The following is a 14601-nucleotide window of genomic DNA, read 5'->3' on the forward strand; positions in this document are numbered from 1 at the left end:
CTGGGGAATATCGGGCACTAGCGCGTTTCCACAGGTGTGCACTGGCCCGCCCGTCCATAGCGACCTGGAGACTAGGCATTCCCACCGTGCCGGCCGGCGCCCTGGGCGAACCGCTGTGCTCCGGCAAGCGATTCGACGGCCACCCGCGACAGACTGGCGAACTCGAAGTCCATGGCCTCAGCCTCGGACTGCCCCCATTGGTTGAGCATCGACAGTCGATCCGAACGCAGACACAGCTGGGGTAGCTGGGCTAACTCGGCGGCCAGTTCCTCGGCGGCCTGACGGGCCTGCCCGGTGGGGACCACCCGGTTGGCCAAACCGATCGCGAGCGCCTCGTCGGCGTCGACGGCGCGGCCGGTCAGGATCAGGTCCATCGCCCGGCTGTGTCCGATGAGCCGCGGCAGCCGCACCGTGCCGCCATCGATCAGGGGCACGCCCCACCGTCGGCAGAACACCCCGAACACCGCGTCTTGTTCGACGACCCGCAGGTCACACCACAACGCCAACTCGAGACCGCCGGCCACGGCATAGCCGCTCACCGCGGCGATGACCGGTTTGGACAACACCATGCGGCTGGGACCCATGGGCCCGGGGCCCGTTCGATGGGTGGGGTTACCCTCGGATGTACCGATCGCCTTGAGATCGGCTCCGGCGCAGAAGGTTCCGTGATCGCCCCAGAGCACCGCCACCGACGCGGACTCGTCATTGTCGAATTCCTCGAAAGCGCGGAACAACGCCAACGCCGTGGGGCCGTCGACGGCATTGCGAGCCTGGGGGCGGTCCAGGATCACTGTCGTCACTGCGCCGTTGCGCTCTACCCGAACCGATTCCCCGATCGCTGCGCTGCTGCCCACCGAACCACTCATTTCGCCTCCACCAGTCGCCCCTCGTCCCGCCGCGCGCCCAGTTCGGCGGCGAAGTCTGCGTAGGCCTTTCGAAGTTCGACGCCTGGCCAGTGCGTCGGCAGCAGTTCGGTGGGCAGCACCGGATCGGTGAGGAGGTGTCGCACCATGCCGGCGGCCGCGCGGAACCGTCCCGGAACGTCCCGGGCTGCTGCCATATCGTCCAGCAGCCGATCTCCGGTGTGCGCCCAGTCGGGCAGATCCCACAAGCGCCGGGTCAGCTCGGCCGGGTCGTCGTCACGCGCGCTCAGCACCCGTACCCGTTCGACGACCTCGGCGGGCAGCTCGTCGTCGAGGTTGTCCGGCCGCAGCCAGAGACCTTCCCTGAGTTCCCCGAACCGCTTGATCTGTAAGGTGTTTCGCAGCGCGGCGCGCACTCGGGCATCCATGCCGACCGCGGTGATGGCCAACGTGATCCAACTGCCGTCCCAGTCGCGGGTGCGCGGATAGAGCGCATCATCCTGACGGCGCTGGCGGTTGAGCAGCCGGTCGGAGAGCCGGTAGCCGTCGTCGGAGCGCACCAGGTCACCGGCCGCCACCATCCGGGTCAGCGCCACCCGCAGGGTCTGTTCGCGGATGCCGAAATCCGAGGTGAGTTGCAGCAGTTCCGCCGAGGTGGCCCACGCCGGATGTGCACCGAGCAATACGCTGAGCACCACCGAACGGGCGGTCATCTTTGCCAGCGATTGCGGCACGCTCACACTCCCGAGGCACGGCGCCCGTGGTCACCGAACGGCTCGTCGCGGTGGCGAACCGCCTCCCGGAAGCCATGCTCGCGGGCGTCCGCCACGAACGCGTGCCCCTCCGGCGTGTGCCGGGCGATCCCGTCGAACACTGTGCTGACCATCCGACTGGTCGCCACGCCCTGCTGATACAGCGCGCTGTTCATCGCCAGCTTCACCATGATCAACTGGTTGACCGGCACGGCCGCGATGCGCTCGACGAGCCGCTCGGTGCGCTCGTCGAGATCGGCCGGTTCGGGTGCCTCGATCGCCAGACCCCACTCGGCAGCCTGCGCACCGGTGATGCAATCCCCGGTCAGCAGAAGGCGTTTGGCCCGCTGATCCCCCAGACGATGCGCCCACAACCCGGCCGCGGGAACACCCCACACCCGGGTCGGCGGATAGCCGATCTTGGCGTCGGAGGCGGCGATCACCTGGTCGGCGTGCAACGCGATATCGGTGCCGCCCGCCACGCAGTAGCCGTGGATCTTGACCACGGTTGGCTTGTCAGCATGCATCAGGCTGGCGAAGCCCCGCACGAAACGGCTCATCATCTGATAGTCGATCATCGGATCCCACGGCCGATCGGCCTTGTGGTTGACCGCCTGCGTCTTGCCGTCGAGCACGGTGCCCTGCCGGTCCCCGCCGCCCGCCGACGACGAGCCGTCGGCGTAGGCCCCCAGGTCGAACCCGGCGCAGAATCCTTCGCCGCGGCCCGACACCAAGATGACGTGCACGTTGGGGTCCAGGTCGGCCCGCTCGACCAGCGCCGCCAACTCCAGCGGAGTGTCGGCAACGATCGCGTTGCCCTTGTCCGGGCGGTTGAAGGTGATGCGGGCGACTCGATCGGTGACCTCGTAGGTCATCGTGTTGAGTTCAATCATCCCTTCACCAGGCAGCGTTCGAGGATCGGCGCGAGATCGAGCCCGGCCGGCAGCGTACCGAACGCTCCACCCCAGTTGCCGCCCATCCGGGTGGCCAGGAACGCCTCGGCAACCGCGGGGTGGCCGTGGCGGACCAGCAGAGAACCTTGCAGCGCCAACGCGATGTCCTCGGTGACCTTGCGCGCCCGGTATTCGATCGCGTCGAACTCCCCTAGCTCCGCACGCAACTCGGCGACATGGGTGTCCAGCCGAACATCCTGACCGGCGCTGATGGCCAGTTCATCGAACAGCACATCGACACATTCTGGCCGGGTTGCCATGGCACGCAACGTGTCCAGTGCGCTGACGTTGCCCGAGCCTTCCCAGATGCCCATCAGCGGCGCCTCCCGGTAGAGCCGGGGCATGCCGGACTCCTCGGCATAGCCGTTGCCGCCCAGGCATTCCATCGCCTCGCCGGCGTGCGGGGTGGCCCGCTTGCACACCCAGTACTTGGCGGCAGCCAAGCCGATGCGGCGCAGCAGTGTCTCCCGTTCGTCACCGCGGACAGCGGCGTCGGTGGCCCCGGCCATCCGCATCGCGATGACGGTGGCCGCCTCGGCTTCGACGGCGAGGTCGGCCAGCACGTTGCGCATCAACGGCTGGTCGATCAGATAGGCGCCGAACGCCTTTCGATGCTGGGCGTGGTGCACGGCGCGGGTCAGCCCGCTACGCATGCTGGTGGCGCTGCCCAGCGTGCAGTCCAGCCGGGTGAGGTTGACCATCTCGATGATGGTGGACACCCCGCGGCCCTCGTCGCCGACCAGCCACGCGATGGCATCGTCGTATTCGACCTCACTGGAGGCATTGGCGTGGTTGCCAAGCTTGTCCTTCAAGCGCTGCAAGAACATTCGGTTACGGGTGCCGTCGGGAAGCACGCGCGGCAGCATGAAACAGCTGAGCCCGCCAGGAGCCTGAGCCAATACCAGGAAGATGTCACTCATCGCCGCGGAGGTGAACCACTTGTGGCCGGTGATGCGGTAGCTACCGTCTCCGTTGGGGACAGCCTGTGTGGTGCCGGCCCGGACGTCGGAGCCCCCCTGCTTCTCGGTCATCGACATGCCCGCCGTGATGCCGACCTTGGTACTGGGTACCTTCAGCTCCGGGTCGTACTGGCGGCTGGTCAGCAGCGGCTCGTAGACCTTGGCGAGGTCGGGGTTGTGGCGCAGCGCGGGCACCACGGCATAGGTCATCGAGATCGGGCACACGTGGCCGGGCTCGGGAGTCCACGCGCCCATCTTGGCCGCCCGCACCACGTGGGCGCCCGGACGGTCGTCGGCCCATGGGGCTGCGTGCAGCCCGTGGGCGATGGCCGTGCGCATCAGCTCGTGGTAGGCGGGGTCGTACTCGATCTCGTCAACGCGATAGCCGTACCGATCGTGGGTGTGCAGGATCGGCTGGTTGCGGTCCGCCAGATCTCCCCAGCGCTGAGCCTGCGCGCCACCCGAGAGCGCGCCGATCTCGGTGACCTCATCGAGGCCCCATTGGCCGCCCTCGCGGATGAGAGCCTCGATCAGCACCGGTGAATTCGCCGGGTTGTGGTCCACCAGCGGTGGAACCTGGTTGGTGACGACATGCGTATCCGACATGACACCACTGTTACACTTTTCTGACAACCGCACAAGATGCGTAATATGGCAGGCTTGGTGGGGTGAATCCGAACTCTGTTGTCCACGCTGCAGCGCTGTGGCTCGAGCACGAGCCGGTGCCCGCCGACCAGACCGTCGACGGCGACCCGCACACCGGGATCGCCGAACTCGACGTATTCGGCGGGCTCCAAGTCGGGGTGTGGGAGATGACACCCGGAGTGATGCGCGACGTGGAAGCCGAGGAACTGTTCGTGGTGCTCTCCGGAGCGGCCACCGTCGAGTTCGACGACGACAGCCCGGCACTGACGCTGGGTGCCGGCGACGTGGCGCGCCTGACGAAAGGCGCCAGGACGGTGTGGACGGTGACGGAGACGCTGCGGAAGGTGTACCTCACCTAGATCCGGCGGGCAGGAGCGAAGCGACCCGGGGAAACTAACCCGGGTGCGCGGCGAAGAAGTCCCACATCCGCTGGGTGGCGAACGACGGCCAGTCGTGCCCACCACCGGCCACGGTGATGAGCTCGACGCTGCGCCCGCCAGGGCACGACGCCACCGACGTCGTCAACGCCGCCTCGACGGTCGTGGTCGGCGGCTGGCATTGATCCACAGCACGCCAGAACGCGTTGACTTCAGACGGTGGCGGGGTCTTGATCGGGACAGCGGTCCCAGGCTCGCCGTCGTAACGAATCAGCCGGTCATCGGTGCCGTGGATGTGCAACACGGATATCGGGCGCGGTGCCGGACAGGCCTCGAGCTCGGTCGCCGCGTCAGGCCCGATGGCCGCGAAAACCGCACTGTCGCAAGCTAATTTGTAGGCCATCATGCCGCCGTTGCTGATTCCGGCGGCATAGATGCGGGCCGGGTCGATGCCGACGTTGTCAACGACCTCGCGGACCGCGGCGGTGATGAAGCCGACGTCATCGACGCCATCGCTGCTGGCACGTCCGCAGCAACCACCGACGTTCCACGATCGGCCCACTCCATCGGGGTAGGCGACCACAAACTTGGCGGAGTCGGCGAGCTGATTCCAGCCGTATTCCTGCTCTGCCTGCGCCGCGCTGCCCGTCCAGCCGTGCAGCATCACGACCAGCGGTGCCGCGCGCGGCAGGCCGGCGGGAATGTACAGCCGATAGCCGCGATCGATGCCCCCGACAGTGATCTTGTGCACGCTATCGCCCGGTGTGAACGCGGTCGCGGCCGCTCCCGACGGTGCACAGGCCGAGATCAGCACAACAGCCCCCAACAACGCGATTCGGCGGGCCCACATGGCTAGCTCACGTGTTCGCGGAGGAAGGCGATGTCATCCTTGCGGCCCTCGTCGGCCGTCTCACAGATCACCGGAGCACCGGCGGCCTGCACGACAGCCACGAGAAGCTGCGGATCGATCTGTCCCGTACCGAAATTGGCGTGTCGGTCCGCACCGGAGCCCTTTGCGTCACGGGAATCGTTGCAGTGCACCAGATCGATGCGCCCAGTGATGCCTTTGATGCGCTCGACCGCGTCGATCAGCTCCTCGCCGGCTGCCCAGGCGTGGCAGGTGTCGAGACAGAACCCGACGCCGGTGTCGCCGATGCGCTCCCAAAGCCGGGCGATGGTGTCGAAGTGACGCGCCATCGCGTGATCGCCGCCGGCGGTGTTCTCCAGATACACCGGCATGTCGGTCTCCAGCGCCGCCAGAGCCTTCACCCAGCGTTCGAAGCCGGCCTCCATGTCGTTGTCGTCGGCATGACCGCCGTGCACGATCACTGCCGTCGCGTCGATCTCGCTGGCGGCGTCGCAGCTGTCCTGCAGAATCTTGCGCGATGGGATGCGAACGCGATTGTTGGCCGAAGCCACGTTGATCAGGTACGGCGCATGCACATACAGCGGGATGGCCGACGCTTTGAGTGTTCCGGCGTCCTCGCGGGGCTGGGGCTTCTTCCAGCTCTGCGGGTTGCCGAGGAAAAACTGCGCCACCTCGGCGCCGTCGGCAGCAGCGGCCGCCAGCGGATCGTCGGTGTGGACATGAGAACCGATCAGCACGGACCCGAGTCTATGCGCGGCCACCAGTACCGCGCACGGCCGTCATCGCCGCCAGAACAGGTGATGGGTCACCCCACTAGGGCTGGGCACCACCTCATGGTGGAACCGGTCGTCGAGCTCGTCGGGTGATTCCCACAGGCGCGACCCGGCGCCGATTTCCACGTCAGCGACCGCCACGTGAAGGGCGTCGACCAGACCCGCGTCGAGGAATTGCCTGACGGTGCCCGCACCGCCCCCGAGCCGGACATCCTTGCCGGCCGCGGCCGCCTTCGCCTCATCCAGGACATCGGCCGGGTCACCGTTGACGAAGTGGAACGTCGTGTCTGACAGTCGCAGTGGCGGGCGGTCGTGATGTGTCATGACGAACACCGGCGTGTGGAACGGTGGCTCGTCGCCCCACCATCCCTGCCACTCGGGGTGGTCCTGCCAGGGACCGCGGTACGGGCTGAACTTGTTCCGGCCCATGATCTCCGCACCGACGTTGTTGGTGAAGTCGCGGGTGAAGTAGTCGTCGAGGCCGCGAGTTCCGCCGGGCTCGCGGCGGCCCACCCAGCTCGCCGTCGCGCCGACCCACGCGAATAGGGCAGGTTGATCGGCGTCGCCGAACGGACGCTCGAAACACTGGTTGAGCCCCGCCCCGAACCCGTCGCGCGACAGCATGAAGTTGTGGACTCTGAGTAATTGGGCCACGCATTCCTCCTCGGCGGCTTGGACCTACAACAGATAGACCTCAACCGTCGGCCGAACTCATCGCACACGAAAAAGCCCCCGAGACGAATCCCGGGGGCCTTCTCATGACTAGCTAGCGGTAGTCGCTGTAGCCGTAATCGTCCAGCGGCACCGCAGCACCGGTGGCCTGGCCGAAGTCCGGGCTGTAGTACTGATCCTCGTAGGACGGGATCGTGTACGCCGCAGCCCGAGCTTCTTCGGTCGGCTGCACCTGAATGTTGCGGTAGCGGCTGATACCGGTACCGGCCGGGATCAGCTTGCCGATGATCACGTTCTCCTTCAGACCATTCAGCCTGTCGCTGCGGCAGTTGATCGCCGCATCGGTCAGCACGCGAGTGGTCTCCTGGAACGACGCCGCCGACAGCCACGAATCGGTGGCCAGCGACGCCTTGGTGATACCCATCAGCACCGGACGGCCGGCCGCGGGCTCGCTGCCCTCGGCAACCACCCGACGGTTCTCCGACTCGAACTCGCCACGTTCGGTCAGCGAGCCGGGCAGGAACTCCGTCGCACCCGAATCGATGATCGTGACGCGACGCAGCATCTGCCGGACGATGACCTCGATGTGCTTGTCGTGGATCGACACACCCTGCGCCCGATACACCTCCTGCACCTCTTTGACCAGGTGGATCTGCACCTTGCGCGGGCCCTCGATACGGAGCACCTCGTGCGGGTCGGCCGAGCCCTCCAGGAGCTGCTGGCCCACCTCGACGTGGTCACCGTTGACAAGCAGCCGCTCGCTGCCGTCGTCGTGCTTGAACACCTTCAACCGCTGACGCTTGGAGAGCTTGTCGTACACGACCTCCTCGCTCCCGTCGTCGGGAACGATGGTGATCTTGTAGAACTTGTCGGTCTCCTCCAGCTGTACCCGCCCGGCGACATCGGCGATCGGTGCGCGGTTCCGCGGAACACGTGCCTCGAACAGCTCCTGCACACGGGGCAGACCACCGACGATGTCGGCGCCACCGGTAACACCACCCTGGTGGAAGGTACGCATGGTCAGCTGCGTGCCGGGCTCACCGATGGACTGTGCGGCCACGATGCCGACAGCCTCGCCGATGTCCACCAGCTTGCCGGTGGCCATCGAACGGCCGTAGCACATCGCGCACACGCCCGATCCGCTGGTGCAGGTGAGCACCGAGCGAACCTTGACCGAGGTGATGCCGGCGTCCAGCAGAGCGTCGATCGCCGGATCGCCGAGGTCGTGTCCGGCCACGACGATCACGTTGCCCTTCTCGTCGACCGCGTCAGCGGCCAGCGTGCGGGCGTACGCCGAGGTCTCGACGTGCGGATCCCGGATCAGCGCGTCACCCTGCAACTCGGCGAGTTCGACGATGATGCCGCGCTCGGTGCCGCAGTCGTGCTCGCGCACGATGACGTCCTGGCTCACGTCCACCAGACGACGGGTCAGGTAACCCGAGTCGGCGGTACGAAGCGCGGTGTCCGCCAGGCCCTTTCGAGCGCCGTGGGTGTTGATGAAGTACTCCAGCACCGTCAGGCCCTCACGGAACGAGGACTTGATCGGGCGCGGGATGAACTCACCCTTCGGGTTGGTCACCAGACCCTTCATGCCGGCCAGCGTCCGGGTCTGGGTGAAGTTACCCGTCGCACCGGAATCCACGATCGTGATGATCGGGTTGTCCTGCGGGTAATGCGCCCGCAGCGCCTGACCGACCTCTTCGGTGGCTTCCTTCCAGAGCTCAACCAGGGCGTCGTTGCGCTCCTGCTTGTTCAACGCGCCGCGCTGGTACTTCTTTTCGATCGCGTCGGCTTCGCCTTCGTAGCGCTCGAGGATGTCCGCCTTCTCCGGCGGCACGATGACGTCGGCCATCGACACGGTGACACCCGAACGGGTGGCCCAGTAGAAGCCGGCATCCTTGAGCTTGTCGACGGTCTGCGCGACGACGATCATCGGGTAGCGCTCGGCCAGATCGTTGATGATCCGGGCCTGGACCTTCTTGTGCATCTGCTCGTTGACGAACGGATACCCCTGCGGCAGAAGCTCGTTGAAGAGCACCCGGCCCAGCGTGGTCTCGGCGGTCCAGGCATTGCCCGGGCGCCAGCCGTTCTCGCCGAACAGTTCGTTCTCGACCTCATGCGGCGGACGCAGCTGCGTCAGGCGCACCTTGATCTGAGCCCGAACCGACAGCGAACCGCGATCCAGCGCCATGATGGCCTCGGCCGGCGAGCTGTACACGCCGGTCTCCGGGACATCCTTGGCCGCCGCCGTGTGCTCACCCGTGTCGCCGGGAACCAGCGTGGTCAGGAAGAACAGACCGGTCACCATGTCCAGACGCGGCATGGCCAGCGGCTTACCCGACGCCGGCGACAGGATGTTGTTGCTCGACAGCATGAGGATGCGGGCCTCGGCCTGCGCCTCGGCGCTCAGCGGCAGGTGGACCGCCATCTGGTCGCCGTCGAAGTCGGCGTTGAACGCCTCACACACCAGCGGGTGCAGCTGAATGGCCTTGCCCTCCACCAGCTGCGGCTCGAAGGCCTGGATGCCGAGGCGGTGCAGCGTAGGTGCACGGTTCAGCAGCACCGGGTGCTCGGCGATGACCTCTTCGAGGACATCCCACACCTGGGGACGCTGGCGCTCCACCATCCGCTTGGCGCTCTTGATGTTCTGCGCGTGGTTCAGGTCGACGAGACGCTTCATCACGAACGGCTTGAACAGCTCGAGTGCCATCAGCTTGGGCAGACCGCACTGGTGCAGCTTGAGCTGCGGGCCGACCACGATGACCGAACGGCCCGAGTAGTCGACGCGCTTGCCGAGCAGGTTCTGACGGAACCGGCCCTGCTTGCCCTTGAGCAGATCGGACAGCGACTTGAGCGGACGGTTGCCCGGCCCGGTGACCGGACGGCCTCGACGGCCGTTGTCGAACAGCGCGTCCACCGACTCCTGAAGCATGCGCTTCTCGTTGTTGACGATGATCTCGGGCGCACCGAGGTCGATCAGTCGCTTGAGGCGGTTGTTGCGGTTGATCACGCGGCGGTACAGGTCGTTGAGATCGGAGGTCGCGAAGCGGCCGCCGTCCAACTGGACCATCGGGCGCAGCTCCGGTGGGATCACCGGCACCGCGTCGAGCACCATGCCCATCGGCGAGTTGCGATTCGTCTGGAACGCCGCGACGACCTTCAGTCGCTTGAGCGCACGCAGCTTCTTCTGGCCCTTGCCATTCTTGATGGTGTCGCGCAGGCTCTCGGCCTCGGCGTCGATGTCGAAGGTCTCGATGAGCTTCTGGATCGACTCTGCGCCCATCGAGCCCTGGAAGTACTCGCCGTAGCGGTCGACCAGCTCGCGGTAGAGGTTCTCATCGACGATGAGCTGCTTGACGGCCAGCTTGGTGAAGGTCGTCCAGATCTCGTCAAGCCGGTCCAGCTCACGCTGGGTCCGGTCGCGCAGCTGACGCATCTCGCGCTCGCCACCGTCGCGCACCTTGCGGCGCACGTCGGACTTGGCGCCCTCGGCCTCCAGCTCGGCCAGGTCGGCCTCGAGCTTCTGGGCGCGAGCCTCCAGGTCGGAGTCACGCTGATCGGCGACAGCCTTCTTCTCCACCTCCATCTCGGCTTCGAGAGTGGAGAGCTCGTTGTGACGCATCTCGGTATCGACCGCGGTGATCACGTAGGCGGCGAAGTAGATGATCTTCTCAAGATCCTTCGGCGCCAGGTCCAGCAGATAGCCCAAGCGCGACGGGACGCCCTTGAAGTACCAGATGTGCGTGACCGGTGCGGCCAGCTCGATGTGGCCCATCCGCTCGCGGCGCACCTTGGCGCGAGTGACCTCGACGCCGCAGCGCTCGCAGATGATGCCCTTGAAGCGGACACGCTTGTACTTGCCGCAGTAGCACTCCCAGTCGCGAGTCGGTCCGAAGATCTTCTCGCAGAACAGGCCGTCCTTCTCAGGCTTGAGCGTGCGGTAGTTGATGGTCTCCGGCTTCTTGACCTCACCGAAGGACCAGGTGCGGATGTCGTCCGCGGTCGCGAGACCGATCCGGAGTTCATCGAAGAAGTTGACGTCTAGCACGTAACTCCCTTTCCCCTTTCGGGATTTGTAGCCAATAACACTTAGCGCCCGCGGCGGTGCCGCGAATTAGGCGAGGTCTTCGACGGAGGCAGATTCGTTGCGCGACAAGTTGATTCCCAGGTTCGCAGCAGCGCGCTCCAGGTCCTCATCGTCACCGTCACGCATCTCGATTGCCGCGCCGTCCGAAGACAGCACCTCAACGTTCAAGCACAGCGACTGCAGCTCCTTGAGCAGCACCTTGAACGACTCCGGAATGCCCGGCTCGGGGATGTTCTCGCCCTTGACGATCGCCTCGTAGACCTTGACCCGGCCGACGGTGTCGTCGGACTTGATGGTCAAGAGCTCCTGCAGCGTGTACGCCGCGCCGTAGGCCTGCATGGCCCAGCACTCCATCTCACCGAACCGCTGACCACCGAACTGCGCCTTACCGCCCAGCGGCTGCTGGGTGATCATCGAGTACGGACCGGTCGAGCGGGCGTGGATCTTGTCGTCCACCAAGTGGTGCAGCTTGAGGATGTACATGTAGCCGACCGTCACCGGGTACGGGAACGGTTCGCCGCTGCGGCCGTCGTAGAGCACGGCCTTGCCGTCACCGTTGACCAGAACTTCACCGTCACGGTTGGGCAGCGTCGAGCTCAGCAGACCTTGCAGCTCCTCTTCACGAGCACCGTCGAACACCGGCGTGGAGACGATGCTGTCCGGCTCCGACGAGAGCATGTCCTGCGGCAGGTTGGCCGCCCAGTCGGGCGTCCCGCCGACGACATCGATGTTCCAGCCGGCCTTGGCCACCCACCCGAGGTGGGTCTCCAGGATCTGGCCGATGTTCATCCGTCGCGGCACACCGTGGGTGTTCAGGATGATGTCCACCGGGGTGCCGTCCGGGAGGAACGGCATGTCTTCGATGGGCAGGATCTTGCCGATAACGCCCTTGTTGCCGTGGCGGCCGGCGAGCTTGTCACCGTCGGAGATCTTGCGCTTCTGGGCTACGTAAACGCGGACCAGCTCGTTGACACCGGCGGGCAGCTCGTCGTCATCCTCGCGGGAGAACACGCGGATACCGATGACCTTGCCGGACTCACCGTGCGGCACCTTGAGCGACGTGTCGCGAACCTCGCGGGCCTTCTCACCGAAGATGGCGCGCAGCAGGCGCTCCTCCGGGGTCAGCTCGGTCTCGCCCTTCGGGGTGACCTTGCCGACCAGGATGTCGCCATCGCGGACCTCGGCGCCGATGCGGATGATGCCGCGCTCGTCGAGATCGGCCAGCACCTCATCGGAGACGTTCGGGATGTCCCGGGTGATCTCCTCGGCGCCCAGCTTGGTGTCGCGGGCATCGATCTCGTGCTCTTCGATGTGAATCGAGGTGAGCACGTCCTCCTCAACCAGGCGGCTGGAGAGGATGATCGCGTCCTCGTAGTTGTGGCCTTCCCACGGCATGATCGCGACGAGCAGGTTCTTGCCCAGCGCCATCTCACCGTTCTCGGTGCACGGCCCGTCGGCGAGAACCTGACCCGACTCGACGCGCTGCCCGGCGTCCACGATCGGACGCTGGTTGGCGCACGTGCCGTGGTTGGAGCGGGCGAACTTGCGCATCCGGTAGGTGTGCCGGGTGCCGTCGTCGGCCATCACGGTGATGTAGTCGGCGGAGACCTCTTCGACCACACCGGACTTCTCGGTCACGACCACGTCGCCGGCGTCGATCGCCGCACGCAGCTCCATGCCGGTGCCCACCAGGGGTGCCTCGCTACGCACCAGCGGAACCGCCTGGCGCTGCATGTTGGCACCCATCAGGGCACGGTTGGCGTCGTCGTGCTCGAGGAACGGGATCATCGCCGTCGCGACCGACACCATCTGGCGCGGCGAGACGTCCATGTAGTCGACATCGGCCGGCGTGACGTTCTCGACCTCGCCACCCTTACGACGAACCAGGATCCGATCTTCGGTGAAGCGGTTGTTGGCGTCGATCGGCGAGTTGGCCTGCGCCACGACGTGGCGGTCCTCCTCGTCGGCGGTCAGGTAGTGGATGTCATCGGTGACGACACCCTCGACGACCTTGCGGTACGGCGTCTCGATGAAGCCGAACGGGTTGACCCGTGCGTACACCGACAGCGAACCGATCAGACCGATGTTCGGACCCTCAGGGGTCTCGATCGGGCACATCCGGCCGTAGTGGCTGGAGTGCACGTCGCGGACCTCGAGGCCGGCACGCTCACGAGACAGACCACCCGGGCCCAGTGCCGACAGGCGGCGCTTGTGGGTCAGACCCGACAGCGGGTTGTTCTGGTCCATGAACTGCGACAGCTGGCTGGTACCGAAGAACTCCTTGATCGCCGCCACAACGGGGCGGATGTTGATCAGGGTCTGCGGCGTGATCGCCTCGACGTCCTGAGTGGTCATCCGCTCGCGGACGACGCGCTCCATGCGGGACAGGCCAACCCGGATCTGGTTCTGGATCAGCTCGCCGACGGTACGCAGGCGACGGTTACCGAAGTGGTCGATGTCGTCGACCTCGACCGGGACTTCAACACCGCCAGGCGCCGTCATCGTGGTCTGGCCCTCGTGCAGACGCACCAGGTACTCGATGGTCGCGACGATGTCCTCTTCGGTCAGCGTCGAGCTGGTGATCGGCTGGCCCGCGTTGAGGCCCAGCTTCTTGTTGACCTTGTAGCGACCCACCCGGGCCAGGTCATAGCGCTTGTCCTTGAAGAACAGGTTCTCCAGCAGGGTCTGCGCGGACTCCTTGGTCGGCGGTTCGCCCGGGCGCAGCTTGCGGTAGATATCCAGCAAAGCCTCGTCGGTGCCGGCGGTGTTGTCCTTCTCCAGCGTCGACATCATGATCTCGGAGAAACCGAAGCGCTCGCGGATCTGCTCGTTGGTCCAGCCGAGCGCCTTGAGCAGCACGGTGACCGGCTGACGGCGCTTGCGGTCGATGCGCACACCCACGGTGTCGCGCTTGTCGACGTCGAACTCCAGCCATGCACCGCGACCGGGGATCACCTTGACGCTGTGCAGCGTCTTCTCGGTGGACTTGTCGATGGTGTCGTCGAAGTACACACCCGGCGAGCGGACCAGCTGGCTCACCACGACACGCTCGGTGCCGTTGATGATGAAGGTGCCCTTCTCGGTCATCATCGGGAAGTCACCCATGAAGACCGTCTGGCTCTTGATCTCGCCGGTGTTGTTGTTGATGAACTCGGCCGTGACGAACAGCGGGGCCGCGTACGTCATGTCCTTGTCTTTGCACTCGTCGACCGGAGCCTTGACCTCGTCGAAACGCGGGTCGGAGAAGCTCAGCGACATCGAGCCCGAGAAGTCCTCGATCGGGGACAGCTCGGTGAGGACCTCTTCGAGGCCACCCACCGGGTTGACGTCACCACGCGCCTCAGCGATTGCGCGCCAGCGCGGCGAGCCGATCAACCACTCGAACGACTCCGTTTGGACGTCGAGCAGGCCGGGTACCTCAAGAGGCTCGCGCAGCTTGGCGAACGAAATTCGTTTTGGTGCTCCGGGGACGGAGTTAGAAGTAGTAGTCGTTTTGCTCTGGCTAGAGACTGCCAAGATGCATCCTTCCAGCACCTAATGCGACAACCGGACGTGTCCGAGGGTCGCGATATCTGCATCGGTTCGGCTGGCCTACTCGAGGCCCGGGCCTGTCCCCGACGCACGCGACACGCAGATAGGTCTCTGAGCTGGA

10 protein-coding genes are annotated in these 14601 nt (G+C 65.9%); 1 reads left to right on the plus strand and 9 read right to left on the minus strand.

What is annotated here, in order from left to right; genetic code table 11:
* Window positions 1-71: 71 nt before the first annotated feature.
* The 4 genes from G6N38_RS06060 to G6N38_RS06075 are packed head-to-tail and all read right to left on the minus strand — an operon-like array spanning window position 72 to window position 4133.
* Complete coding sequence (locus tag G6N38_RS06060) at window positions 72-866, minus strand: crotonase/enoyl-CoA hydratase family protein (RefSeq protein ID WP_407662945.1); 795 nt, start codon at window positions 864-866, stop codon at window positions 72-74.
* Window positions 863-1576, minus strand: a complete 714-nt coding sequence (locus G6N38_RS06065; RefSeq protein WP_163751830.1) for a PaaX family transcriptional regulator C-terminal domain-containing protein — start codon at window positions 1574-1576, stop codon at window positions 863-865. The genes G6N38_RS06060 and G6N38_RS06065 overlap by 4 nt, the downstream gene beginning before the upstream one ends.
* Before the next feature lie 23 nt (window positions 1577-1599).
* Window positions 1600-2508 carry a crotonase/enoyl-CoA hydratase family protein gene (locus G6N38_RS06070; RefSeq protein WP_163746706.1) on the minus strand — a complete coding sequence of 303 codons (909 nt, stop codon included), beginning with the start codon at window positions 2506-2508 and terminating at the stop codon, window positions 1600-1602.
* The gene (locus tag G6N38_RS06075) at window positions 2505-4133 is read right to left on the minus strand and encodes an acyl-CoA dehydrogenase family protein (protein ID WP_163746707.1); all 1629 of its coding nucleotides are present in this window, start codon (window positions 4131-4133) and stop codon (window positions 2505-2507) included. The genes G6N38_RS06070 and G6N38_RS06075 overlap by 4 nt, the downstream gene beginning before the upstream one ends.
* A 62-nt stretch (window positions 4134-4195) precedes the next feature.
* Between G6N38_RS06075 and G6N38_RS06080 the strand changes: the two genes are divergently transcribed.
* Window positions 4196-4531, plus strand: coding sequence for a cupin domain-containing protein (locus G6N38_RS06080; protein WP_163746708.1), 336 nt, complete (start codon window positions 4196-4198; stop codon window positions 4529-4531).
* A gap of 34 nt (window positions 4532-4565) precedes the next feature.
* Here the strand turns inward: G6N38_RS06080 and G6N38_RS06085 are convergent, their stop codons facing one another.
* The 5 genes from G6N38_RS06085 to rpoB form a co-directional block, all read right to left on the minus strand.
* The gene (locus G6N38_RS06085; RefSeq protein WP_163746709.1) at window positions 4566-5399 is read right to left on the minus strand and encodes a CE1 family esterase; all 834 of its coding nucleotides are present in this window, start codon (window positions 5397-5399) and stop codon (window positions 4566-4568) included.
* Between the two features lie 2 nt (window positions 5400-5401).
* On the minus strand, window positions 5402-6154 hold the full coding sequence (locus G6N38_RS06090; RefSeq protein WP_163746710.1) for a deoxyribonuclease IV: 753 nt from the start codon (window positions 6152-6154) through the stop codon (window positions 5402-5404).
* Window positions 6155-6196: 42 nt separating this feature from the next.
* Window positions 6197-6844 carry a dihydrofolate reductase family protein gene (locus G6N38_RS06095; RefSeq protein ID WP_163746711.1) on the minus strand — a complete coding sequence of 216 codons (648 nt, stop codon included), beginning with the start codon at window positions 6842-6844 and terminating at the stop codon, window positions 6197-6199.
* Between the two features lie 112 nt (window positions 6845-6956).
* Window positions 6957-10910, minus strand: coding sequence for a DNA-directed RNA polymerase subunit beta' (locus G6N38_RS06100; protein ID WP_163746712.1), 3954 nt, complete (start codon window positions 10908-10910; stop codon window positions 6957-6959).
* A 66-nt stretch (window positions 10911-10976) separates the two neighbouring features.
* The gene (gene rpoB, locus G6N38_RS06105; RefSeq protein WP_179968486.1) at window positions 10977-14483 is read right to left on the minus strand and encodes a DNA-directed RNA polymerase subunit beta; all 3507 of its coding nucleotides are present in this window, start codon (window positions 14481-14483) and stop codon (window positions 10977-10979) included.
* Between the last annotated feature and the right edge of the window lie 118 nt (window positions 14484-14601).

The organism is Mycolicibacterium helvum, from assembly GCF_010731895.1.
GTDB classification, from domain to species: Bacteria; Actinomycetota; Actinomycetes; order Mycobacteriales; family Mycobacteriaceae; genus Mycobacterium; species Mycobacterium helvum.